21 protein-coding genes are annotated in these 22,551 nt (G+C 57.1%); 7 read left to right on the forward strand and 14 right to left on the reverse strand.

All coding sequences use genetic code 11. The annotated features are described in order from the left end of the window. Nucleotides 1-48: 48 nt before the first annotated feature. A complete protein-coding gene (locus HNQ50_RS08970) occupies nucleotides 49-1,242 on the forward strand; it encodes a pyridoxal phosphate-dependent aminotransferase (protein WP_184099725.1) in 1,194 nt (397 codons plus the stop codon). Between the two features lie 392 nt (nucleotides 1,243-1,634). On the opposite strand, the gene HNQ50_RS08975 is transcribed toward HNQ50_RS08970, so the two are convergent. Next, complete coding sequence (locus HNQ50_RS08975) at nucleotides 1,635-2,546, reverse strand: 2OG-Fe(II) oxygenase (protein WP_184099727.1); 912 nt, start codon at nucleotides 2,544-2,546, stop codon at nucleotides 1,635-1,637. Nucleotides 2,547-3,335: 789 nt separating this feature from the next. Between HNQ50_RS08975 and purB the strand changes: the two genes are divergently transcribed. Together purB and HNQ50_RS08985 are read left to right on the forward strand one after the other, a co-directional pair. Further along, a complete protein-coding gene (gene purB / locus HNQ50_RS08980) occupies nucleotides 3,336-4,706 on the forward strand; it encodes an adenylosuccinate lyase (protein WP_184099729.1) in 1,371 nt (456 codons plus the stop codon). Between the two features lie 79 nt (nucleotides 4,707-4,785). Further along, nucleotides 4,786-6,300: a YdgA family protein gene (locus HNQ50_RS08985; RefSeq protein ID WP_184099731.1), complete on the forward strand. Its 1,515-nt coding sequence runs from the start codon at nucleotides 4,786-4,788 to the stop codon at nucleotides 6,298-6,300. Nucleotides 6,301-6,373: 73 nt separating this feature from the next. Here HNQ50_RS08985 and mnmA read toward each other — a convergent pair whose 3' ends face one another. The 3 genes from mnmA to HNQ50_RS09000 form a co-directional block, all read right to left on the reverse strand. Beyond that, a complete protein-coding gene (gene mnmA / locus HNQ50_RS08990; RefSeq protein WP_184099733.1) occupies nucleotides 6,374-7,432 on the reverse strand; it encodes a tRNA 2-thiouridine(34) synthase MnmA in 1,059 nt (352 codons plus the stop codon). Nucleotides 7,433-7,434: 2 nt separating this feature from the next. Then, nucleotides 7,435-7,890: an NUDIX hydrolase gene (locus HNQ50_RS08995; protein WP_246428640.1), complete on the reverse strand. Its 456-nt coding sequence runs from the start codon at nucleotides 7,888-7,890 to the stop codon at nucleotides 7,435-7,437. Nucleotides 7,891-8,217: 327 nt separating this feature from the next. After that, the gene (locus tag HNQ50_RS09000) at nucleotides 8,218-8,769 is read right to left on the reverse strand and encodes an rRNA large subunit pseudouridine synthase E (RefSeq protein WP_184099734.1); all 552 of its coding nucleotides are present in this window, start codon (nucleotides 8,767-8,769) and stop codon (nucleotides 8,218-8,220) included. Between the two features lie 214 nt (nucleotides 8,770-8,983). Here HNQ50_RS09000 and icd point away from each other — a divergent pair, with 214 nt between their 5' ends. Beyond that, the gene (gene icd, locus HNQ50_RS09005) at nucleotides 8,984-10,207 is read left to right on the forward strand and encodes an NADP-dependent isocitrate dehydrogenase (protein ID WP_184099736.1); all 1,224 of its coding nucleotides are present in this window, start codon (nucleotides 8,984-8,986) and stop codon (nucleotides 10,205-10,207) included. Between the two features lie 228 nt (nucleotides 10,208-10,435). Here the strand turns inward: icd and HNQ50_RS09010 are convergent, their stop codons facing one another. Then, nucleotides 10,436-10,639 carry a cold-shock protein gene (locus tag HNQ50_RS09010; protein WP_018748498.1) on the reverse strand — a complete coding sequence of 68 codons (204 nt, stop codon included), beginning with the start codon at nucleotides 10,637-10,639 and terminating at the stop codon, nucleotides 10,436-10,438. 242 nt (nucleotides 10,640-10,881) lie between these two features. Here HNQ50_RS09010 and clpS point away from each other — a divergent pair, with 242 nt between their 5' ends. Together clpS and clpA are read left to right on the forward strand one after the other, a co-directional pair. Beyond that, nucleotides 10,882-11,193 carry an ATP-dependent Clp protease adapter ClpS gene (clpS, locus tag HNQ50_RS09015; RefSeq protein WP_184099738.1) on the forward strand — a complete coding sequence of 104 codons (312 nt, stop codon included), beginning with the start codon at nucleotides 10,882-10,884 and terminating at the stop codon, nucleotides 11,191-11,193. After that, a complete protein-coding gene (gene clpA, locus HNQ50_RS09020) occupies nucleotides 11,190-13,460 on the forward strand; it encodes an ATP-dependent Clp protease ATP-binding subunit ClpA (RefSeq protein WP_184099740.1) in 2,271 nt (756 codons plus the stop codon). Before clpS ends, clpA begins: the two co-directional genes overlap by 4 nt. A gap of 74 nt (nucleotides 13,461-13,534) precedes the next feature. Here clpA and HNQ50_RS09025 read toward each other — a convergent pair whose 3' ends face one another. From HNQ50_RS09025 to ffh, 9 genes are all read right to left on the reverse strand, one after another. Further along, nucleotides 13,535-15,139: a response regulator gene (locus HNQ50_RS09025; protein WP_184099742.1), complete on the reverse strand. Its 1,605-nt coding sequence runs from the start codon at nucleotides 15,137-15,139 to the stop codon at nucleotides 13,535-13,537. 234 nt (nucleotides 15,140-15,373) lie between these two features. Continuing rightward, nucleotides 15,374-16,204 (reverse strand): mechanosensitive ion channel family protein, encoded by an 831-nt coding sequence (locus tag HNQ50_RS09030; RefSeq protein ID WP_184099744.1) that lies wholly within the window; start codon nucleotides 16,202-16,204, stop codon nucleotides 15,374-15,376. Nucleotides 16,205-16,281: 77 nt separating this feature from the next. Then, nucleotides 16,282-17,193: a site-specific tyrosine recombinase XerD gene (gene xerD, locus HNQ50_RS09035; RefSeq protein WP_184099746.1), complete on the reverse strand. Its 912-nt coding sequence runs from the start codon at nucleotides 17,191-17,193 to the stop codon at nucleotides 16,282-16,284. Between the two features lie 6 nt (nucleotides 17,194-17,199). Beyond that, on the reverse strand, nucleotides 17,200-17,724 hold the full coding sequence (locus tag HNQ50_RS09040) for a methylated-DNA--[protein]-cysteine S-methyltransferase (protein ID WP_184099748.1): 525 nt from the start codon (nucleotides 17,722-17,724) through the stop codon (nucleotides 17,200-17,202). A 107-nt stretch (nucleotides 17,725-17,831) separates the two neighbouring features. Next, nucleotides 17,832-18,215, reverse strand: coding sequence for a 50S ribosomal protein L19 (gene rplS, locus HNQ50_RS09045; protein ID WP_184099750.1), 384 nt, complete (start codon nucleotides 18,213-18,215; stop codon nucleotides 17,832-17,834). A gap of 4 nt (nucleotides 18,216-18,219) precedes the next feature. Then, complete coding sequence (gene trmD / locus HNQ50_RS09050) at nucleotides 18,220-19,020, reverse strand: tRNA (guanosine(37)-N1)-methyltransferase TrmD (protein ID WP_184100151.1); 801 nt, start codon at nucleotides 19,018-19,020, stop codon at nucleotides 18,220-18,222. A gap of 28 nt (nucleotides 19,021-19,048) precedes the next feature. Next, nucleotides 19,049-19,597 carry a ribosome maturation factor RimM gene (gene rimM / locus HNQ50_RS09055; protein WP_308419147.1) on the reverse strand — a complete coding sequence of 183 codons (549 nt, stop codon included), beginning with the start codon at nucleotides 19,595-19,597 and terminating at the stop codon, nucleotides 19,049-19,051. Nucleotides 19,598-19,607: 10 nt separating this feature from the next. Beyond that, nucleotides 19,608-19,859: a 30S ribosomal protein S16 gene (gene rpsP / locus HNQ50_RS09060; protein ID WP_184099752.1), complete on the reverse strand. Its 252-nt coding sequence runs from the start codon at nucleotides 19,857-19,859 to the stop codon at nucleotides 19,608-19,610. 173 nt (nucleotides 19,860-20,032) lie between these two features. Beyond that, nucleotides 20,033-21,376, reverse strand: coding sequence for a signal recognition particle protein (gene ffh, locus HNQ50_RS09065; protein ID WP_184099754.1), 1,344 nt, complete (start codon nucleotides 21,374-21,376; stop codon nucleotides 20,033-20,035). An 81-nt stretch (nucleotides 21,377-21,457) separates the two neighbouring features. Here ffh and HNQ50_RS09070 point away from each other — a divergent pair, with 81 nt between their 5' ends. Beyond that, complete coding sequence (locus tag HNQ50_RS09070) at nucleotides 21,458-22,270, forward strand: cytochrome C assembly family protein (RefSeq protein WP_184099756.1); 813 nt, start codon at nucleotides 21,458-21,460, stop codon at nucleotides 22,268-22,270. Nucleotides 22,271-22,551: the final 281 nt, after the last annotated feature.

Consider the following 22,551-nt stretch of genomic DNA (forward strand, 5'->3'; position numbering starts at 1 on the left):
CGGTAAAATCGGGGTTCCCGTTCTCATGCATCCTGAAAGGATCAAATCGTGCAGCTCTCCCACCGCGTACTGGCCATCAAGGAATCTCCCACGCTGGCCATTACGGCCAAGGCAGGCAAACTGAAGGCGGAAGGCCGTGACGTGATTGCGCTGGCCGCAGGCGAGCCCGACTTTGATACGCCGGATCACATCAAGGCAGCGGCCATTGAAGCCATCCACAAGGGCTTCACCAAGTACACCCCGGTATCCGGCACACCCGGTCTGAAAAAGGCCATCATCGAGAAATTTCGCCGCGACAACGGGGTGGACTACGCCACCAACCAGATTCTGGTTTCTGTGGGCGGCAAACAGAGCTTTTTCAACCTGTGCCAGGCCTATATCAACCCCGGTGATGAGGTGATTATCCCTGCGCCGTATTGGGTGTCTTATCCGGATATCGTGCTGATTGCCGAAGGCAAGCCGGTGATTGTGGCATGTGGCATCGAACAAGGTTTCAAGCTGACCGCCGCCCAACTGGAAGCGGCCATCACCCCCAAAACCCGCCTGCTGGTGCTCAACAGCCCCTCCAACCCCACTGGCGCGGTGTACACGCTGGATGAACTCAAGGCGCTGGGCGAGGTGCTGAAAAAACATCCCGACATCCTGATTGCGTCGGACGACATGTATGAACACGTGATGCTGGGCGACACGCGCTTTTACAACATCCTGAATGCCTGCCCGGAACTGTACGAACAGACCATTCTGCTCAATGGCGTGTCCAAGGCGTATTCCATGACGGGCTGGCGGATTGGCTACGCGGGCGGCCCGGCACGGTTGATCAAGGCGATGGAGAATATCCAGTCGCAATCGACCTCCAACCCGACCTCGATCTCGCAAGTGGCGGCCGAAGCCGCGCTGATTGGCAGCCAGGATTGCATCAAACCCATGCTGGCGGCGTTCAACGAACGGCATCGTTTTGTGGTCGATACCTTCAACCGCATTCCCGGCCTGAAATGTCTGCAAGCTGGTGGGGCGTTCTACGCCTTTGTTGATGCCCGTGTGGCGATCCAGCAGTTACACGCAGAGGGCAAGATCGCCGAAGCCAACGATATGGCGTTGGGGGCGTACCTGCTGGAAACACAAGACGTCGCGGTGGTTCCCGGTTCAGCATTTGGCGCTGAGGGGTACTTTCGGATCTCGTTTGCCACCAGCATGCAGAATCTGCAAAAGGCACTGGAGCGGATTGGTAAGGCGTTGGGGTGATCATCTACCCAGGCACCAAAGTAGGGTGGATTCGGAGCAACGCGACAATCCACCTTAGATCGCCGTAAAACCTTGAACTGCTGTTAGCGCCTTACGGCGCAGCATTAAACGCATTTTGATACCGGCGGTGGCCGGAGCACCCTAATTTGCAGTACACATTTATCGTGCAACTTGCTTCGCCACCTCGGCGGCCCCAAAGAAAGTAAGCAAAGAAAGGCGACCCTGGCTTGGCGGCCCTCCGGGCTTCCCTCAGTCGGTCGGGAGCCTCAGGTCTCCCTCCACTCCTTCGGCGCTGGGCTTTAATGGGGAAAGAAAATCAACAGCAACCCCAACAACAACTGCAATAAAAAAACGGAGCGCTACGCTCCGTTTTTTTATCTGCCTGCCATTACTCAACCAAATTTACGTTGCCGCATCCACTTCGTCGCAATCCACTTCTCCCCCTGCAGCACCGGCATACCACCATGCAAGGTCATCGGATCAACCTGGTTCTTGCTGTTGGTGTACTCAAAATACACCGCAGCCCCTTTCTTCGGCCCCACGGTCATGCCCAACTCCGGGAAAACCGTCGCCCCGCCTTCTTCCACGTCGTTCAGATACATCACCAGCGTAGAAACGCGCTGACCGCCGTTGTTCAGATGCACCTTGCTACCCGGGTCATGCTCCGGGAAGTAATCAAAGTGCGGTTTGTACTCGCCACCCACTTTGTAATTGAGGATTTGCAGACCCTCACCGTTTTCCACCGGCCAGTTCATCACTTCGGCAATGCGCCTATCCAGGCGGGCAATGAATTCGTTCTCGTTCACATGAAAGAAGGTGCCAAAACTGGTGCGCTCTTCAATCACCGCGTCCTTGCCTGTCGTGGGGTCCACGATGGTGGAGCGCTTGAGCCGGGCCTGCGAGAGCCGGATCAGCTCATCACATTCTTCATGGCTAAGGACATTATCAAGCACAGCAATGTAAGGCTTCTCCACCCGGCCCATTACCTGGACGACACGGTCGTGGGTATGGATAAAGTTGCCTGGCTTGAAGCGCGGTGCTTCGTAGCTGTAGGTATTGCTGTTGGTCTGAACTTTATCCTTGATGCTGTTGGCCGCCGGCTGGGCAGCCAGTTGCGCTACCGCCACGGGGCCGCCGCTGCCTTTGTGCGCGGTGGAGAAATGAAACACGATTGCGCTGGCGAACATGGGGTCGAAATTTTTCTCGACCATCACATCAATCAACGACTGCGCAGTACAGCCTCGCGCCAGGTTATCCAGTATCCATTTTTGCCAGTCTGGCGAAATGTTGGTGATTTTTTCCATAGGCTCATCCATCCACGATTTTTGTGAGTACAGCGTCGGGCTTTTCTTGTATTGCCATTTTTAACCGCTGGCGGGGCGCGTGTCACCCATACTGGTCAGTTGAGCACAACAGGCGCAACAGTCGGGCTGCTTTACGGTAGGAGATTTGGCCGATTGCCAGAATTGCAGTCGTCATTCCGGTCCTCGGCGGCCCCCTTGCGCCGGAATCCAGCAGCAATATTTGCAAGGGGAAGGATGCGATTCCTGTCCCACTAACTCGTCATTCCCGCGGAGGCGGGAACCCAGCTGCAACGGTTGTGGCAAGGACTGCCGTACTTATCCATTCCATTGACTCGTCATTCCGGCCTTGAGCCGGAATCCAGCTGCGATGCATGCTTGGGCTCCGGCGCAAAACCTTGAACAGCTGTTAGCGCCTGACGGCGCGAGTTTTAAACACATTTGATACCCGCGGTGGCGGGAGCACGTTCCTTTCTTTGCTTCGCCAAAGAAAGGAACCAAAGAAAGGCGACCCCAACCTGGCGGCCCTCCGGGCTTCCCTCAGTCGGTCGGGAGCCTGGGGTCTCCCTCCACTCCTTCGGCGCTTGGCTTTGATGGGGGAGGAAAGTCAAAAACAACAACAGCAACAGCAACAGCAACAGCAACAAACCGTATGCTTTTGGCAGGCGCGCTCACCCCGCGCAACTTTTTACATCCACCAAAAACTGCCACCTGTAAGCAGCCAGGAGCTTGTCGCGCGGGTGTGTTAAAATTTCGCGCTTCGATTCAACTGCTTGGCTAGCCCTCACCGATATGGATCTCTCTGCACTGACCGCGCTTTCCCCTCTCGACGGCCGTTACGAAAAGCAACTGGCCGACTTGCGTCCGTATTTCAGCGAGTACGCGCTGATCAAACACCGTGTCACGGTAGAGATTGCGTGGCTGAAAGCGCTGGCCGCCGATGCTGCTCTTGCAGAGATTGCCCCCTTTTCCGCCGCGACGATTGCAGAACTGGATCAGGTGGTAGCGCAGTTCTCGCCAGAGCACGCGCTGGAAGTCAAAACCATTGAACGCACCACCAACCATGACGTGAAGGCCGTGGAGTACTGGCTGAAAGAACGTCTGTCCGGCAACCATGAAGTGTCTGCCGCCAGCGAGTTCATTCACTTTGCCTGCACGTCTGAAGACATCAACAACCTCTCGCACGGGCTGATGCTCAAGTCCGCGCGCGATGCCGTCACCCTGCCCAAGATTCGCGAAATCGTCGCCAAGCTCAAAGACCTGGCGCATGAACTGGCCGACGCGGCCATGATGAGCCGTACCCATGGTCAACCGGCCACGCCGACCACCATGGGTAAAGAAATGGCCAACGTGGCTTACCGTCTGGAGCGCCAGCTGGCCCGTCTGGAGAAGATCGAGGTCCTGGGCAAGATCAATGGTGCCGTGGGCAACTACAATGCGCACCTGTCGGCCTATCCGGACATCGACTGGGAACAATTCTGCCGCAGCTTCGTCGAAAGTCTCGGTCTGACGTTCAATCCGTACACCATCCAGATTGAACCGCATGACTACATGAGCGAACTGTTTGATTCGGTGGCCCGCGTCAATACCATCCTGATCGACCTGAACCGGGACATCTGGGGTTATATCTCGCTGGGCTTCTTCAAGCAGCGCGTGAACAAGAACGAAGTGGGTAGCTCGACCATGCCGCATAAGGTCAACCCGATTGACTTCGAAAACGCGGAAGGTAACCTCGGCCTGGCCAATGCCATGTTGACGCACCTGTCGCAAAAATTGCCGATTTCGCGCTGGCAACGTGACCTGACTGACTCTACCGTACTGCGTAATATGGGCGTGGGTGTCGGTTACGCTCAACTGGGTTATGTTTCTTGCTTGAAGGGTCTGAACAAGTTGCTGGCTGATCGTCAAGCCATGCTGGACGATCTGAACGATAACTGGGAAGTGCTGGCTGAGCCGATCCAGACCGTGATGCGCCGCTACGGGGTGCCTAACCCGTACGAGCAACTCAAGGAACTGACCCGCGGCAAGAGTGGCATTACCAAGGAAGCGCTGGCCGTCTTTATCGATGGTCTGGCTATTCCGGAATCTGAAAAAACCCGGCTCAAAGCGCTGACCCCGTGGACCTACCTGGGTACCGCAGTGGCGCTGGCCAACCGCATCTGAGCTACAGACGCGGTAATACTCGCATAGCTGGCGGCCGATGAGCCGCCGGCACTGATCGCAACAAGGGGAGATTTACCCGGTGAAACGCAAAGTACTGGTTGCCAGCACGCTGACCGTTGTGCTGCTGGGCGTCGCTTACGTGGGCGGCTCATGGAAGGCTGGTCGCTCTGTGCAAGACACGCTCGACAAGCAGAACCAGTGGCTCTCCAACCTGCCCTATTTCATCGTGAAAAACCGCGAGTATCACCGCGGCTGGTTCTCATCCACTGAAAAGACCACGTTGCAGATCAATCCGCAGATGTATCGCTTTTTCCTGGAAAAGGAAGGCGAGCCGCTGCCGACGTTTGAAGTGACGTATACGCAGAATATCCAGCACGGTCCGCTGCCGCTCCTGTTCACGCGTGGCAATCCGCACCCGTACAAGGCCGTGGTCACCACCGAGTTTGAGTTTGCGCCGGAAACCCAGAAATTCCTGACCCGGTTTTTTGGCACGCAAAAGCCCATCAACATCGAAAACCGCATCAGCTTCAATGACGATGGCGTCATCACCATCAAGGTGCCGGCTTTTGATTACGAAGAGGCCATTTCTGGCGTCAAGGCCAAGTGGCAAGGGCTGAACGCCACGCTGGATTACGGCGGCGATTTCAATCGGGTCAAACTCAATGCCGAGGCCCCAGGGCTGTCGGGTGAAGCCAAGGGCAAGGGCAACTTCAGCCTGAATGGCCTGACCTTCACGGTCGACCATGTCCGTGGCAAGACCGGTCTGATGATTGGCGAGTCGACGGCAAAGATTGATAGCTTCAATCTGGACATGCCGGGTGATGCGCCCTTCAAGGTGGCGCTGCAGAACGTCTCCTACGACGGCAAGCTGTCCGAGAACGGCGAGTTGGTGGATGGTAGCGCGCTGTTCCGCCTCGACAAGCTCACACTCAATGATCAGCCTTATGGCCCGGCTGAACTGCTGGCAGAAGCCAATCACCTGCACGGCCCGACGCTGGCCCGCCTGGGTGATGAATTCAACCGTTTGCAAAAGCAGCAACTGAGCCGCGACCAATTGACCACTGAACTGGTCAAACTGGCCAAGACCCAGGGCATGCCGCTGCTAACGCATGATCCGCATCTGGCGATCCGCCATCTGGATATCAAACTGCCAGATAGCAGCATTCATCTGTCGGGTGAAGTAGGTCTGCACGGCTTCAAGCCGGAAGACCTGGATCAGCCGGTGGTGTTCATGCGCAAGCTCGTTGCCAAGGCGGACTTCAATGTGCCGCGCAAGGTGATCTCGACGGTGGTGACCTGGCAGGCGCGCAATATGTTTGGCAATGCCGACAATGGCGTGTCGCAGGCGGATCTGGATTACCTCGCCGGCCAGTTTGTGGAAGGCCAGCTTGATCGCATGGCCGATCAGAAACTGATCCGCGTGGATGGTGACACCGTGGCGGCCACGGCTTCACTGGAAAACGGCAAGTTCATCCTCAATGGTGTTGATGTACCGCTGCCTTGGGAACAAGTGCAGCATGCGGTGTCTGATGCCACCGGCGGCACACCGGCCGTCAAGGCACCGGCCAGCAAACCTGCCGCGGGCAGCAAGTAAGTCAATCTGTCTGTCATGAAAAAGGCCACCTTCGCGGTGGCCTTTTGTTTTGCTGCACGGTGCCGGAGCGGCGTTACTGGATAATCCCGCCGCCCATACACACGTCGCCGTCATACAGCACCATCGACTGGCCAGGCGTCATGGCCCATTGCGGCTCATCAAATGTCAGCTTTACGCCGCCATCAATCACGGCCAGCGTACACGCAGCATCTTGCTGGCGATAACGCGTCTTGGCGGTATAGCGGCCCGGCGCAGGGGTTTCGCCCAGAATCCACGAGCAATCCAGCGCAACCAGGTCGTTTTTGAGCAAGAGCGGGTGATCATGCCCTTGCACCACGATCAACTCGTTCTTTTCCATATCTTTGCCTGCCACAAACCAGGGCAAGCCTTCCCCACCGATGCCCAGGCCCTGACGCTGACCGATGGTGTAGTACATCAGGCCCATATGTTCGCCCACCTTGCGGCCTTCCGGCGTGACCATGAGGCCTGGCACTTTGGGCAGATAACGGTTGAGGAACTCGCGGAATGGGCGCTCGCCAATAAAGCAGATGCCGGTGCTGTCTTTTTTTCTGGCGTTGGGCAGAGCGATCTGTTCTGCGATGGCGCGCACTTCGGTCTTTTGCAGCTGGCCCAGCGGAAACACCGCCTGGCTGACCTGTTCCTGGCTCAAACGGTACAGAAAGTAGGTCTGGTCCTTGCTTTGGTCCGCCGCCCGGATCAGCTCCGTGCGGCCATCCGGACGCACGCGGTTCGCGGCGTAGTGGCCAGTCGCCATCTTCACGCCGCCAAGCTTGATGGCGTAATCCAGGAAACACTTGAATTTGATTTCGCTGTTACACAGGATATCCGGGTTGGGCGTACGGCCAGCCGAGTACTCCGCCAGGAAATAACTGAACACGCGGTCTTTGTATTCTTTGGCAAAGTTGACGAGTTCAATGTCGATGTTCAGCAGGTCAGCCACCGAGATGGCATCCATGCTGTCTTCCTTGATCGAGCAATACTCGTCGTTGTTGTCGTCTTCCCAGTTCTGCATGAACACGCCGACAACGTCATACCCTTGCTGCTGTAACAGGTGCGCCGTAACGGACGAATCCACGCCGCCAGACAGGCCCACCACAATCTTGTCTTTCATGTTTACTTCCGGTCAAAGTCTTGCAGGATGTCCAGCGGATAGCGCCGGCCGGCAAGATAATCATCCACGCAGGCCAGCACCAGCGGACTGCGATGCTCATCACTACGTGAGGCCAGTTCGTCCCGAGTCAACCACACGGTTTGTACAATCGGCGCATCCAGCGGGCGATCTGCCTCAAAACCGGTGATGTCTCCGGTGAAGGCAAAGCGCAGATAGGTCAGATGCGGGCGCTCGGGCGGGGTCCACTGGTAGATGCCGGTCAGCCATTGCGGCGCAAAGTGGTGCGCGGTTTCTTCCAGCGTTTCACGCACGGCAGCGGCAACGATGGACTCGTGCTGCTCCAGGTGACCTGCCGGCTGATTGAGCTTGAGTTCGCCCAGGATGCGTTCCTGCACAAACAAAAAGCGGCCGTCGCGTTCGATCACGGCGGCCACGGTGGCATTGGGCTTGAACATCATGCAAACCACTGAAATCAAAAAGAGATTTTACCCGAACGGCGCTGTCCCGTCAGCGGGGCCCTTTTCTGCTTGCAGGCCGCGCACCCGCGCATGACAAAACCAGCGGTTTTTTTAGCCGGCAAACAATCTGGCGTGATATATCCATATTGCCATTGGCGGATTGCGCTTATCTGCACCAATCTGGCCAATGCATTGCGCCGCAATTAGCGCCACAAAGGCAGAAAGAATATGGATATAACTGGATATAACGCGATTGCGCCGGCCGATCCTGATTACGGGTAATTATTTCAGAATCAATTACGGCAAAACGCAACAAACAACTTTGTTTTATTTGCCTGCCAACGGCAATTCACGGTATTGGCCGGGCAACAGATCAGCAATGGTGTATTCGCCAATTGCATATCGAATCAGCCGTAAAGTCGGGAAACCCACTTTGGCGGTCATGCGTCGTACCTGACGGTTTTTACCTTCGCTGATCGTGATTTCCAGCCAGCTGGTGGGGATGCTTTTGCGCTCGCGAATCGGCGGCACGCGCGGCCACAGGCCGGCGGGCTCTGGTATGCGGCGCACGCCGGCAGGCCGGGTTATAAAATCGCCCAGGTCCACGCCCTTTTTCAGTGGCGCCAGTGCGGCGGCGTCCGGTTCACCCTCAACTTGTACCCAGTAGATTTTGGGTAATTTATGTTTGGGATTGGCAATCTTGTGTTGCAATGCACCATTATTGGTAAGCAACAACAATCCTTCCGAGTCGGTATCCAGCCGGCCTGCGGCATACACCTCTTTGACGGGAATGTAATCAGCCAGACATTCATGCGGCGGGCTGGCCGAGAACTGGCAAATCACGCCGTAAGGTTTGTTAAAGAGAATCAGTTTGTTCATGCTGCCATTCTAACCTTCTGCGGCGATGTACAGCGCAAACATGCCGCTGCGCTTGGCTTTCGCCCCCGTTCACGCGATAATCGCAGCTTGCCCACGCCACCAAGAGTGGCTAACACAAGCCGGTTGTACCGCGCGTCACGCCAAATCACCGGGCAGCCGCTTTTTGTTAGCCACGCCACGGCGTTTTCCTGATCTTAAGCATGGGAAGTACCTAATGAGCCACATTCAAGTACCGAAAGAAGGCGCGAAGATCGTTGCAAATCTCGCCACGCCGGATAATCCCATTATCCCGTTCATCGAAGGTGATGGCATCGGCGCCGATATCACCCCCGTGATGAAAGACGTGGTTGATGCAGCTGTGGCCAAGAGCTACGGCGGCAGCCGCAAGATCCACTGGATGGAAATCTACTGTGGTGAGAAGGCCGCCGGCATCTACGGCAACGACACTTACCTGCCACAGGAAACGCTGGAAGCGCTCAAAGAGTACGTGGTGTCCATCAAGGGCCCGCTGGCAACGCCGGTTGGCGGCGGTATCCGCTCGCTGAACGTGGCCCTGCGCCAGCAACTGGATCTGTACGTGTGCCTGCGCCCGGTACGTTATTTTGAAGGCGTGCCTTCCCCGGTCAAGCAACCGCAACTGATCGACATGGTGATCTTCCGTGAAAACACCGAAGACATCTACGCCGGTATCGAGTGGGATGCACAGTCTGAAGGCGCCCGCAAGGTGATCGAGTTCTTGCAGACCGAAATGGGCGTGAAGAAGATCCGTTTCCCGGAATCGTCCAGCATCGGCATCAAGCCGGTCAGCAAGGAAGGCACCGAGCGTCTGGTCCGCAAGGCCATCCAGTACGCCATCGACAATAACCGCAAATCCGTGACGCTTGTCCACAAGGGCAACATCATGAAGTTCACGGAAGGCATGTTCCGTACCTGGGGTTATGAGCTGGCCAAGAGCGAGTTCGGTGGCGTCGAGATCGACGGCGGCCCGTGGGTACAACTGCCGAACGGCATCGTGATCAAAGACGTGATCGCTGACGCCTTCCTGCAACAGATCCTGCTGCGCCCGGCTGAATACGATGTGATCGCCACGCTGAACCTGAACGGCGATTACATTTCTGACGCACTGGCTGCAGAAGTGGGCGGTATCGGTATTGCCCCGGGTGCCAACCTGTCTGACAACGTGGCTTGCTTTGAAGCCACTCACGGCACGGCGCCGAAGTACGCCGGCCAGGACAAGGTCAACCCGGGTTCCCTGCTGTTGTCGGCAGAGATGATGCTGCGCCATATGGGCTGGAAGGAAGCCGCTGATCTGATCATCAGCGCCATGGAAAAGACCATCAAGGACAAGATCGTGACTTACGACTTTGCCCGCCTGATGGATGGCGCGCAGGAAGTCAGTTGCTCCGCCTTTGGCAAGGCGATCGTCGAGCGCATGTAAGCGCTGATTCGGTCAAGCATGCCACACAAAAGCCCCACCCTGGTGGGGCTTTTTCATGCCCGCCAAAAAGGTGTGGCGTGGGAACACATTCGGCAGGCTATTGTATTTTTCCGCCCCCGCTCCATTTACAGTATCAAGGTGGAACGGCAGAACGAAGACAGTTTGTGAGGGCCGAAAAACAGAAAACCCCGCGCTGAGGCGGGGTTTCATGATCAGGCAAGAAGCTGATCAGGCGGTCTGGATGTTTGCAGCTTGCTTGCCCTTCGGGCCTTGAGCAACTTCAAACGAAACACGCTGGCCTTCTTTCAGGGTCTTGAAACCTGGCATGTTGATCGCGGAGAAGTGAGCGAAGATGTCCTCGCCGCCTTCGTCCGGGGTAATAAAGCCAAAGCCTTTGGAATCATTGAACCACTTGACGGTACCGGTTGCCATATTAGGTCTTTCTCCAAGATTAACAGTTAACGCATTACCAGAGGTTTGAAGTCAAGACCTGTACAGCGGGTTAGACCGGCACAGCATGAAACTTGTCCATCAAACGCGCATTCGTTTTACGCGATATTTACTTGCGAGGTCAAGCAAGCCAAAGCTGGAAGATGCAAACTGTTGTTTCCAGGAAACGCTTGAAAAAGCCCTGTTCCGGGCCAAAATGAGAAATGAAACACGGTTGGATAGTTATGACGCAACAGCATCAAATAGAGCGGGAATTAGTAGAGAAAGAGATCCGGGCCGGGCCTCCCTCCATGTTCCGCGTCGTACTTTTAAACGACGATTTCACCCCTATGGAATTCGTGGTTGCCGTTCTGCAAACTTTTTTTACGATGGACCGTGAACAGGCAACCCTGGTTATGCTCAAAGTCCATACAGAAGGACGAGGCATTTGCGGCGTGTTCCCCAAGGACATCGCCGCCACAAAAGTGGCGCAGGTTACCGAGCACGCCCGCCAACATCAGCACCCGCTCCAATGCATCATGGAGGTAAACGAATGATCGCCCAGGAACTAGAAGTCAGCCTGCACATGGCTTTCATGGAGGCGAGACAAAAGCGCCACGAGTACATCACCGTGGAACACCTCCTGCTCGCCTTGCTCGACAACCCTTCCGCCGCAGAAGTACTGCGTGCGTGCGGCGCCAACATGGACGAGTTGCGCCATCAGTTGTCGGACTTTGTCACCGAACACACGCCGGTGGTCTCCGGGACGGGTGAAGTTGAAACCCAGCCGACCATTGGTTTTCAACGCGTGATCCAGCGTGCGATTTTGCACGTGCAGTCTTCCGGCAAGAAAGAAGTGACCGGTGCCAATGTGCTTGTCGCCATTTTTGGCGAGAAGGACAGTCACGCCGTTTATTTCCTGCATCAGCAAGGGGTAACGCGGCTGGATGTGGTCAATTTCATCAGCCACGGTATTACCAAGAGCACGCCGAACGCATCGCAACCGCCGCGTTCGGATCAAGGCTCTGAAGAACATGACGCCGAGGTCAGCCCTGGCGGTGCGCTGGAGAACTTTACCCAGAACCTGAACCAGCAAGCGCTGGCCGGCAAGATCGACCCTTTGATTGGCCGGGATTCCGAACTGGAACGCGTGGTGCAGATTCTGTGCCGTCGCCGCAAGAACAACCCGTTGCTGGTGGGCGAGGCCGGTGTGGGCAAGACCGCCATTGCCGAAGGTCTGGCTCGCCGGATTGTGGAAGGCGAAGTGCCGGATATTCTGGCGGACGCTACTGTCTATGCACTCGACATGGGCGCGTTGCTGGCTGGCACCAAGTATCGCGGCGACTTTGAGCAACGCCTCAAGGCGGTGATCAAGCAACTGACCGAAGAACGTAACGCCATTCTGTTCATTGACGAGATCCACACGCTGGTCGGTGCGGGTGCGGCCTCGGGCGGTACGCTGGATGCGTCCAATCTGTTGAAGCCGGCGCTGTCCAACGGCACGCTCAAGTGCATTGGTGCGACCACGTACACGGAATACCGCGGTATCTTCGAAAAAGACAACGCGCTGTCGCGTCGCTTCCAGAAGATCGACGTGGTGGAGCCGACTGTCGAGCAGACCATCGAGATTCTCAAGGGCCTGAAAGACAAGTTCGAGAAACACCACACCGTGAAGTACACGGCCACGGCCTTGTCTGCTGCGGCAGAGCTGGCGGCCAAGTACATCAACGATCGTCATCTGCCGGACAAAGCCATCGACGTCATTGACGAAGCCGGCGCGGCGCAGAAGATTCTGCCCAAGTCCAAGCAGAAGAAGACCATTGGCAAGCCCGAGATCGAAGAAATCGTGGCCAAGATTGCGCGTATTCCGCCCAAGAGCGTGTCCAACGACGACAAGAGCACCTTGAAGACGCTGGATCGTGACTTGAAGAGTGTGGTGTTCGGGCAAGATCCGGCCATTGATGCGCTGTCCGCAGCAATCAAGATGTCGCGTGCCGGTCTTGGTAATCCGCAAAAACCGATCGGTGCCTTTTTGTTCTCCGGCCCGACCGGGGTGGGCAAAACCGAAGTAGCACGCCAACTGGCTTATACGCTGGGTGTCGAGCTGATCCGCTTTGATATGTCCGAATACATGGAACGTCATGCGGTCAGTCGTTTGATCGGCGCACCGCCGGGATATGTGGGTTTTGAGCAAGGCGGTCTGCTGACCGAGCAAGTCACCAAGCACCCCTACTCCGTGCTGTTGCTGGATGAAATCGAGAAGGCGCACCCGGATATCTTCAACGTGCTGCTGCAGGTGATGGACCACGGCACGCTGACCGATAACAACGGGCGTAAGGCGGATTTCCGCAACGTGATCGTGATCATGACCACCAATGCCGGTGCTGAGGCCATGAACAAGACCATCATGGGTTTCACCGCCAAGAAAGAAACCGGCGATGAAATGGTGGAGATCAAGCGCCTGTTTACACCGGAGTTCCGTAACCGGCTGGACGCGACTATCTCGTTTGCGCCGCTGAGCCACGAGATCATCCTGCAGGTGGTGGACAAGTTCTTGATGCAACTGGAACTGCAACTGCAAGAGAAGAAGGTGGAAGCGCACTTCACGCCGGCACTGAAAGACATGCTGGCAGAGAAAGGCTTTGATCCGCTGATGGGTGCACGCCCGATGGCGCGCCTGATCCAGGACACCATCCGCAAGGCGTTGGCTGACGAACTCTTGTTCGGCAAACTGGCGCACGGCGGCGAGGTGACGATCGATCTGGATGAGGACGACAAGGTGGTACTCAAGCTCGCAGAAGACGAACAAGCCGTTCCGGCTTGATCGCTCAGGCAGGCTGACAAGAAAAAGCCCCGACCGGGAAACCGGCGGGGCTTTTGTTTTGCCGCAGCCACCACTCATTCAAAATGGCTATAGACCCGGTTGCCGCCTGCGGTTTTAGCTTGATGCAGAGCGTTCTCTGCGCGTTCCAGCAACGCCGGGATCGTCTCGGAGACCCGCTTGATGGTCACTCCCGCGCTGAATCCGGGCGGCTGCACCAGCCGGTGACCGGGCAACACCGTTTGGCCAAAGCGCAAACGCAATGACTCAATCAACCCCAGCGCGTCGCTCTGTTCAATATCGGGCAGTACCAGCAAGAACAAACCACCTTTGATGCGCCCGATACCGTCACTCACCCGCAGGCGCTGCCGCAACAAGGCACACAAAGCGCGCAATAACTGGTCACCGCTTTGGTGCCCCAAGGCCTGGTTGATCTGTTGCATGCGGTCGATATCCAGCATCACCACGGCGAGTGGTTGCTGATTGCGCTTGCAGCGGACGGCTTCAATATCCAGCAATTGCAAAATGGCTTGCCGCCCCAGCACGCCCGTCAGCGCATCCCGCGTATGTTGTTCGCGCAGCAGGCGAAAACGGGAGGCGCGGGTGCGGATGGCTGCGACCAGATAATCGGGCTCGATCGGCTTGACCAGAAAGTCATCCGCCCCGCGCTGCATGGCCTCCAGCCGTTTGGATTGAGCATGCTCAGAAGACAGGAAGACGATCGGCACCCCCATATAGGCCGGCTGCTGACGCAACACACTGGCGATTTCCAGGCCGCTCCAGCCCAGCATGTACAGATCGAGCACAATCAATTCCGGATTAAGCTGCGCAATCTTCTCAAACATCTGTACCGGACCGTTGGCGAGCGCGACCGCCATACCGGCCTCACGGAGGATTTCGGCGTAGTACTCTGCGATATCGGGTTCGTCATCGACAATAAGAATGCGATAGGCCGCGTGTTTGCGCTCTTCTTCCAGTCGGGCAATCAGTTCGGCCAGTTCGCCCGGGTGGATCGGCTTATGCACAAATGCCTGGGCATTAAACCGCGCCGCCACAAGTCGCGTGGCGATATCGGTGTGGCTGGACAAACAAACCAGCCGCGCCGGTGCCCGAGCACCGTTGGGCAAAAAGTCTGACAGCGCTACGAACGGCGCGGCCTGATCGTCCAGATCCAGAAACAGCAGGTCCACCGATTGGTCAGGCAATCCAGCTTGCACCGTGACATGGGCGCCAGGCAATTGCAGTGCCAACTCAATTTCCAGTAGCTCGGCCGAAACCATATCCGTACTGATCACCACCACGTTCTCGGGCGGTTGCGCGACACCGGGGATAGCGCCAGTCAGATGTTCCAGCCCGGAAGCCAGAAAATGAGCAATGGCCTGTGCCAGATGATCCACACCCTGACGGAGTTGGGCTGCACCCTGCGCTTCTGGCGGGCTGCTCTGGTATTCGTGGTACAGCCGCTCCAGCGACTGGGCAGCCGAGCGCACACCAGTCGCCACCCAGCCTGCACCGGTGTCATGCAACTGGCCGATCCGGTGCAGGAGGCGTTCATGCCCGACCGGGTCTAACCCTTTTTCCAGGTATTGCTCGATCTGCGCACGCAGGTCATCCAGGGTAGACGATAATCCTTCATGGATTCCGGCTTGCCCCTTGCCGGTGTTTTCTTCTGTACTGGCCATGTTCATCCTTCACATCTGCGCGAGGAAGACAGCCACATTGTGCATTTGCAGGTGCGGTCACTAGGCGCGAAGCATCGCGCCGGTGAATGACTCGTTACCGGAACAGAAAAAACGATGCCCTGCCCCTCGCCTGGCATGGTTCATCGCTGTCTTTTTCTTTTTGATGCCGCCCCTGCAAACTCCCCCGTACGGGCTCAGCCCGTACCACCTGAATCACCGCCTCACGGCGGTCAGTCAGGCTTGTTGCTGCACGATCACGGCCTGCGCCGGCATGGGCGCGGCAAAACCGGCCTCGCCAAAGCTCTCGCGGATCGTCTTGTTGGTATCAAAATAAACCTGCCAGTAATTGTCGTTATGGCAGTACGGACGAACGGCCAGCACCGGGCCGACCAGGTTGAACTCCAGGATTTCCACATCTACTGCCGGTTCTGCAATCACATTGGGAATCGCGCTGATTTTCTGCTTCAACAAGGCAATGGCGGCAGCATGATCGGTCGAACCTGCCAGTTGGGCTTTCAGATCAACCCGGCGGAATTCGTTCACGGTGTAGTTCTGGATGACATCACTAAAAATCTTGTTATTCCCGATCAGCGTGAGCACGTTGTCCGGGGTATTCACGGCGGTGACAAACAGGCCAATCTCCTTGATTGAACCCGTAATGCCAGCCACCGTCACAAAATCACCTACCTTGAACGGGCGCAGCACAATGATGAATGCACCTGCAGCAAAGTTGGCCAGCAAACCGGACCAAGCCAGGCCAATGGCGACACCTGCCGCAGCAATCAACGCCGCAAAGGTTGTGGTCTGAACCCCGAAATACCCCAGAATACCAATGACCAGCAGCACGTTGAGCGTGACGGTAATGATCGAGCCGACGTAACGCAGCACGGTGGGATCCAGCTTCTGTTTTTCCAGCGATCGTTCCACCATGCGCACGGCAAAACTGATCAACCAGCGCCCAACCACCCAGAAAAGGATCGCGCCGATGATTTTGACGCCGAACGCGGTGAGTATCCCGATCAGGACATCTTTGTAGTGGACGACAGAATCGGCGTTCAAATCCATGTAAATCTCCGGTTGAAATGGCTGCATGAGAAAAAAGTGATATCTCAGCCTGGCACAAATTACCGAAAATTCACCTTTCAGCCGCGCGGGTGATTTTTGGCGTGCAACGCCTGTAAACGGGCGGTCGCGACGTGGGTGTAAATCTGGGTGGTGGCAATATCGGCGTGCCCCAGCAAGACCTGCACCATTCTGAGATCAGCACCATGATTCAACAGATGTGTGGCAAAGGCGTGACGCAAAACGTGCGGCGACAACCGTGATGCATCAATGCCTGCCTGACTGGCGTAACCCTTGATGATGAACCAGGCGCCTTGACGGGTGAGCGGGTCTCCGCGCTGGTTCACAAAGATCAGCGCCACGCTCTTGCCTGCCGTCAGCAGGGGCCGCGACCGGGCCAGGTATTGCTGGAGCCAGTGACGCGCTTCTTCACCCAGGGGCACCAGCCGCTGCTTGCCCCCTTTGCCCCCCACCACCTGCAGATACCCTTCATTCAGATGCAGCACCGAGCTATCGAGTCCAATCAGTTCAGATACGCGCAAACCGGTAGCGTACATGACCTCCAGCATCGCACGGTCCCGCAAGCCAGCATCCGTGTCGGTGTCCGGCGCATCCAGCAAGGCTTCGACCTGCGCTTCAGATAGCTCTTTGGGAAGCGGCCGCACGCGCTTGGGGGTATTGAGCGTCAGGGTCGGGTCATGGGCAATCTGGCCGTTGTTGATCCAGTACTGGTAGAACTTGCGCAGGCTGGCCATACGCCGAGCCATCGTTGCAGCCTTGCTATCCCGGGCTTGCGCTGCAAGGAAAGCCTGCACGTCAGCACGCTGGGCCTGGCGCATGTCCTTCTCTTCACCCTGCAACCAGACTGCCCAGATGACGAGGTCCCGGCGATAACTCTCTGCCGTGTTTTGCGCCAGACCGTCAGCCAGCCAGATGTGGTCGATGAACTGATCAATCCAGCCTTGCTGCTGCTCATTTGCCGTTAATGCCATGCGCGCTCAGAAATCGGAAAACAGGTCAGGGGTTTCTTTCAGCAACAAGCGGCGCTTGATCGGAACCCAATCCACCCCGCCACGGTGCGCATTGAAACCACCCACGCCGTTGGCTGCGACCACGCGGTGGCAAGGAATCACCAGGGGTAGCGGGTTTTGACCACAAGCGCCACCCACCGCGCGGGCGACAGAGCCAATCGCCGTGGCAATCTCGGCGTAGGTACGCGTCTGGCCACAGGGAATTTGCGCGATCTGCTCCCACACGGCCCGCTCATGCGGCGAGCCAGTCAGTTTAAGGGGCAGGTCAAAAGCAAAGTGCGGATCAGCAAACCACTGCCCAAGTTGCCGGGCGGCCTCAAGCAACAACGGGGATTGCGGTGCCTGCAGCGGGGTCTGCGGGAGCGCGAAGTCTATCCGGCTGAGGGCCTCATCCCGCGCTATCAATCCCAGCCGCCCCACTGGGCTGTCAATCACGGCGTCGTAGTGGTATTCGGTGAAGTCATCGTTGAAAGAACGCGGGGATTCAGACATGGCCGTAGGAGACGGGGCAAAACATCATGCTACCTGCTTGCGGCAAACCGCGGACGAAAAAAAACGCGAAGCCCTCAGGCTTCGCGTTTTCAGAAAATCGCCACAACTTATTGTGCAGCGGTTTCCTTGATCTTGCGTGCAGGCAGCTTTTCCTTGATACGTGCGGACTTGCCCGAACGATCGCGGAGGTAATACAGCTTGGCACGACGTACATCACCGCGACGCTTCACTTCAACGGAAGCAACCAGCGGGGAATAGGTCTGGAAGGAACGCTCAACACCGGTACCGGCGGAGATCTTGCGCACGATGAACGCGCTGTTCAGGCCGCGGTTACGCTTGGCGATCACAACACCTTCAAACGCCTGCAGACGTTCACGGTTACCTTCCTTTACCTTCACTTGAACGATAACGGTATCGCCCGGTGCAAATTCAGGAATGGTTTTACCCAGACGGGCGATTTCTTCTTGTTCGAGCTTTTGAATCAGGTTCATGACCTTACTCCTGTACGAAACTTGTTCCTTCTTCTCCGGACTGGAGGGAGCCGGCTTGTGCCGCATACTCCGCCTTGAAATCGGCCAGAAGACGAGTTTCCTCTTTTGAAAGCGGACGCTGTTGCAACAGATCAGGACGACGCAACCAGGTGCGGCCCAACGATTGCTTCAAACGCCAGCGACGTATATTGGCATGATTACCCGAAAGCAGCACTTCCGGCACCGCCATACCGCGGTATTCTTCGGGACGGGTGTAATGCGGGCAATCCAGCAACCCGTCCACGAATGAATCTTCCACTGCACTGGCGGCGGTATTCAGCACACCAGGCAAGTGTCTTGCTACTGCATCCATCAGCACCATGGCAGGCAATTCGCCGCCAGAGAGCACGTAGTCGCCAACCGATATTTCCAGGTCAACCTGGCGCTGCAAAACGCGCTCGTCGACACCTTCATAACGGCCGCACAACAGGATCAGGCCGGGTTCTGCCGCCAGTTGCAGCACTCGCTCATGCGTGAGTGGTGCGCCTTGGGGCGACAGATAAACCACTTTGGGCGTAATGCCCAATTGCGCCTGGCGCTGTCGGGCCGCATCAATGGCGTCTTCCAGCGGTTGCGGCAGCATCACCATGCCAGGACCGCCGCCATAGGGGCGATCGTCGACACGGCGGTAATTGTCATGCGTGAAATCCCGGGGGTTCCAGCCGACGAAATCAATAATGCCCTGCTCCACCGCGCGCTGGGTAATCCCAAAGCGCGTAATGGCTTCGAACATGTCAGGAAACAGCGTGATGGCATCGAAATGCATATGCGCGCTGTTGACCTGTGGCGTGCCCTCAGTAGTCAAGACCCCAGTCCACCGTAATGACGCGGGCTGCCAGATCAACCTTCAGCACCACATGCCCGACAAAGGGCACAAGGCGTTCGGTGTCACCGTCACGCGCCACGATCACATCGTTGGCTCCGGTCTCGAACAACTTTTCAACCACACCCAGGCTCTGGCCTTCCGTGTTGACGATAGACAGACCCTCAAGGTCAGCCCAGTAATACTCGTCTTCACCAGCTTGTGGCATCTCGCTGCGCGGAACCGCTACCTGGCAGCCTTTAAGGGCAAATGCCTGATCGCGGTCATCAACGCCGACAAAGCGCACGGACAGCTTTTTGGGCTGCACCGAGGCTTCTGCCACTTTGTAAGCACGCCAGTTGCCATCACGCCCGATCCACCACGTTTTGTAGTCGAGCAGGCTATCCGGGGACTCGGTATCCGCGACGATATTGACACCGCCACGAATACCAAAAGCCCCGCTGATGTAACCCATGGATACCAGATCGTCCGGTACCGCTGTGGGCGTGACTTGCGGGGCAGTCGGTTTATTGCTGGTCACAGTCAACTGCTTAGGCAGCAGCCGGCTTGTAGCCCTTGAGCAGGCGAGCCACGGTGTCGCTGACTTGCGCGCCAACGCCAACCCAGTAGTTCACGCGGTCAAGCGCGAAACGGGTCGGTTCCTGGCCTTCACCGGCGGACGGGTCGTAGAAACCCACGCGCTCGATGAAGCGGCCATCGCGGCGATTGCGCGAATCAGTAACAACAACATTGTAGAACGGACGGTCTTTGGCGCCGCCGCGGGACAGACGAATCACAACCATGATTGATACCCAGTTTGAAATCGGTTTACGCGAAACCAGCGATTGTATGTGAAAAGCACAAGTCAATACAAGCCTTTAAAGCTGAACTTGCGCCAGGAAGAACCCTTTACCACCACTTCAAGCACCGATCGGCGCCACCTGGCGCCGATCGTCCGCTTAAAATTTTTTGCCGTTTACATCCCCGGCAGCATGCCCTTCATGCCACGCATGAGCTTCATCATGCCGCCCTTGCTGAACTGCTTCATCATCTTCTGCGTCTCTTCAAACTGCTTGAGCAGACGATTGACTTCCTGCACCGACACGCCAGCACCGGTAGCAATGCGGCGCTTGCGGCTGGCTTTGATCAGCTCCGGCTTGCGGCGCTCCAGCGGGGTCATCGAATTGATAATGCCTTCAATGCGCGCCACGGATTTGTCGGTGACCTGATTATTGGCCATCTGGCTGACCTGGCCGGGCAACTTGTCCAGCAAAGCGCCCATGCCGCCCATCTTTTTCATCTGGCCGATCTGGGCCTTGAAGTCTTCCAGGTCAAAACCCTTGCCGGATTTGACCTTCTTCATCATCTGGAGGGCTTCGGCTTCATCGACGCTCTTTTGCACGTCTTCGATCAGCGACAGCACGTCACCCATGCCCAGCACACGGCTGGCCATCCGGTCTGGATGGAATGGCTCCAGACCATTGAGTTTTTCGCCCACACCGATGAACTTGATCGGTTTGCCGGTTACTTGCCGCACCGACAGCGCCGCACCGCCACGCGAGTCACCATCCAGTTTGGTCAGAATCACCCCGGTCAGCGGCAGCGTTTCATTAAACGCACGCGCCACATTCACCGCATCCTGCCCTTGCATGGCGTCGACCACAAACAAGGTTTCAACCGGATTGATACTGGCGTGCAGTTCCTTGATTTCCGCCATCATGGCTTCATCAATGGCAAGGCGACCCGCCGTATCGACGATCAGTACATCGTGGAAATGCTTTTTGGCGTAGTCGAGCGCGGCACTAGCGATATCTGCCGGCTTTTGCGAGACATCCGACGGAAACCATTCCACTTCAATCTGGGCAGCCAGGGTCTTGAGCTGTTCAATCGCCGCCGGGCGATAAACGTCCGTAGACACCAGCAGCACTTTTTTCTTCTGGGTCTCTTTCAGGCGCTTGGCCAGCTTGCCGGACGTGGTCGTCTTGCCCGCCCCCTGCAAACCTGCCATCAACACGACTGCGGGCGGTACCGCCGCCAGGTTCAGGGCATCATTTTGCGCGCCCATCAGGCGGGTCAGTTCTTCATAGACCACGCCGATAAACGCCTGACCCGGTGTCAGGCTGCCAATGACATCCTGGCCGAGCGAACGTGTTTTGACGTCTGCAATGAACTGCTTGACCACGGGCAAGGCCACATCGGCCTCCAGCAACGCCATGCGTACTTCGCGCAGAGCGTCCTGGATGTTGTCTTCAGTCAGGCGCGCCTGACCGCGCAGCGTCTTGACGACGCCGGAGAGACGGTTGGAAAGGTTATCCAGCATAAATAATTCCCGACCCTGCTCGACGGACAAGCGGGCTCTGTTAGACTAAACGATTCCGCAATTCTAACTGATTTGATACCCGTGTCCTGGCTCGCGTTCATCGCCTTGTTCATTTATCTGACTTTGGGGTGGCATTTTTGCCGCACCCGTCTGGCTGGACGCGGGGTTATTCACACCGGCGCAGAGAACGCTATTCTGCTGCTGGCCTTGGCCATACACGGGCTGGCGCTCTGGCCTGCACTGGCTGAACCGCCACTTCATTTTGGTGCCGCAGAAGCGCTTTCGATGATTGCCTGGCTGGCCCTGATTACCTACCTGCTGGGCCACCTTGCTTTTCCGCTGGAAGGTCTGCAACCGCCGGTCATAGGGTTGACGGTGGTTCTGCTGGGGTTAAGCCTCGTTCTGCCGCCTGGCCATGTGCTGACCTATACCCAGAACGGCGTCTCGCGCCTGCATTTTCTGGCGGCCATGCTGGCCTATGGCCTGTTTACCAACGCCACCGGCGTTGCCATTCTGATGCGCCTGGCAGACCGCCGCCTGCATCACGCCTCTGCCAATCTGCTGGTTCAAAAACTTCCACCCTTGCTGGCACTGGAACGCCTGTTGTTTGCCTGCATCAGCACCGGCTTTTTGCTACTGACCGTGGCCCTGGTCACCGGCATTACCTTTAGCGAAGAAATTTTTGGCCGGGCGCTGGAGTTCAATCACAAGATTGTGCTCTCCGTGGCAGCCTGGTTGGTGTACGGCTTGCTGCTGCTGGGCCGCCGCTTGCGGGGCTGGCGTGGGCGTGTGGCCACACTGTGGACAACGACGGGCTTCTTTTTGCTGATTCTGGGTTATATCGGCAGCCGGTTTGTGCTGGATGTCATCCTGCACCGCCCAGGCCTCGGCTAGCATGGTACGCGGCTGAGAGCGGCGCTCTGGCTGCGTTGCGGCCACTTGCCGTACTTGTACGTACTGTCTGCGTGGCCGCGCCTTGCCAGATCGCCTCTCTCAACCGCCGAAGCATTGCTGTACAAAACCGGGCTGGCTGCGTTGCGGCCACTTGCCGTACTTATAACGTACTGTCTGCGTGGCCGCGCCTTGCCAGATCGCCCCTCTCAACCGCCGAAGCATTGCTGTACAAAACCAGGCTGGCTGCGTTGCGGCCACTTGCCGTACTTGTACGTACTGTC

Source organism: Silvimonas terrae (genome assembly GCF_014202765.1).
Lineage (GTDB): Bacteria > Pseudomonadota > Gammaproteobacteria > Burkholderiales > Chitinibacteraceae > Silvimonas > Silvimonas terrae.

What these genes read in the sequence shown, in the direction of transcription:
- rpsP (WP_184099752.1), bottom strand. Translation starts at nt 19,859, where the DNA reads ATGGTTGTGATTCGTCTGTCCCGCGGCGGCGCCAAAGACCGTCCGTTC.
- purB (WP_184099729.1), top strand. Translation starts at nt 3,336, where the DNA reads ATGGATCTCTCTGCACTGACCGCGCTTTCCCCTCTCGACGGCCGTTAC.
- HNQ50_RS09030 (WP_184099744.1), bottom strand. Translation starts at nt 16,204, where the DNA reads ATGGATTTGAACGCCGATTCTGTCGTCCACTACAAAGATGTCCTGATC.
- trmD (WP_184100151.1), bottom strand. Translation starts at nt 19,020, where the DNA reads ATGCATTTCGATGCCATCACGCTGTTTCCTGACATGTTCGAAGCCATT.
- rplS (WP_184099750.1), bottom strand. Translation starts at nt 18,215, where the DNA reads ATGAACCTGATTCAAAAGCTCGAACAAGAAGAAATCGCCCGTCTGGGT.
- xerD (WP_184099746.1), bottom strand. Translation starts at nt 17,193, where the DNA reads ATGGCATTAACGGCAAATGAGCAGCAGCAAGGCTGGATTGATCAGTTC.
- clpA (WP_184099740.1), top strand. Translation starts at nt 11,190, where the DNA reads ATGATCGCCCAGGAACTAGAAGTCAGCCTGCACATGGCTTTCATGGAG.
- HNQ50_RS08995 (WP_246428640.1), bottom strand. Translation starts at nt 7,890, where the DNA reads ATGATGTTCAAGCCCAATGCCACCGTGGCCGCCGTGATCGAACGCGAC.
- HNQ50_RS09040 (WP_184099748.1), bottom strand. Translation starts at nt 17,724, where the DNA reads ATGTCTGAATCCCCGCGTTCTTTCAACGATGACTTCACCGAATACCAC.
- mnmA (WP_184099733.1), bottom strand. Translation starts at nt 7,432, where the DNA reads ATGAAAGACAAGATTGTGGTGGGCCTGTCTGGCGGCGTGGATTCGTCC.
- clpS (WP_184099738.1), top strand. Translation starts at nt 10,882, where the DNA reads ATGACGCAACAGCATCAAATAGAGCGGGAATTAGTAGAGAAAGAGATC.
- icd (WP_184099736.1), top strand. Translation starts at nt 8,984, where the DNA reads ATGAGCCACATTCAAGTACCGAAAGAAGGCGCGAAGATCGTTGCAAAT.
- HNQ50_RS09000 (WP_184099734.1), bottom strand. Translation starts at nt 8,769, where the DNA reads ATGAACAAACTGATTCTCTTTAACAAACCTTACGGCGTGATTTGCCAG.
- ffh (WP_184099754.1), bottom strand. Translation starts at nt 21,376, where the DNA reads ATGCTGGATAACCTTTCCAACCGTCTCTCCGGCGTCGTCAAGACGCTG.
- HNQ50_RS09010 (WP_018748498.1), bottom strand. Translation starts at nt 10,639, where the DNA reads ATGGCAACCGGTACCGTCAAGTGGTTCAATGATTCCAAAGGCTTTGGC.
- HNQ50_RS08975 (WP_184099727.1), bottom strand. Translation starts at nt 2,546, where the DNA reads ATGGAAAAAATCACCAACATTTCGCCAGACTGGCAAAAATGGATACTG.
- HNQ50_RS09025 (WP_184099742.1), bottom strand. Translation starts at nt 15,139, where the DNA reads ATGGCCAGTACAGAAGAAAACACCGGCAAGGGGCAAGCCGGAATCCAT.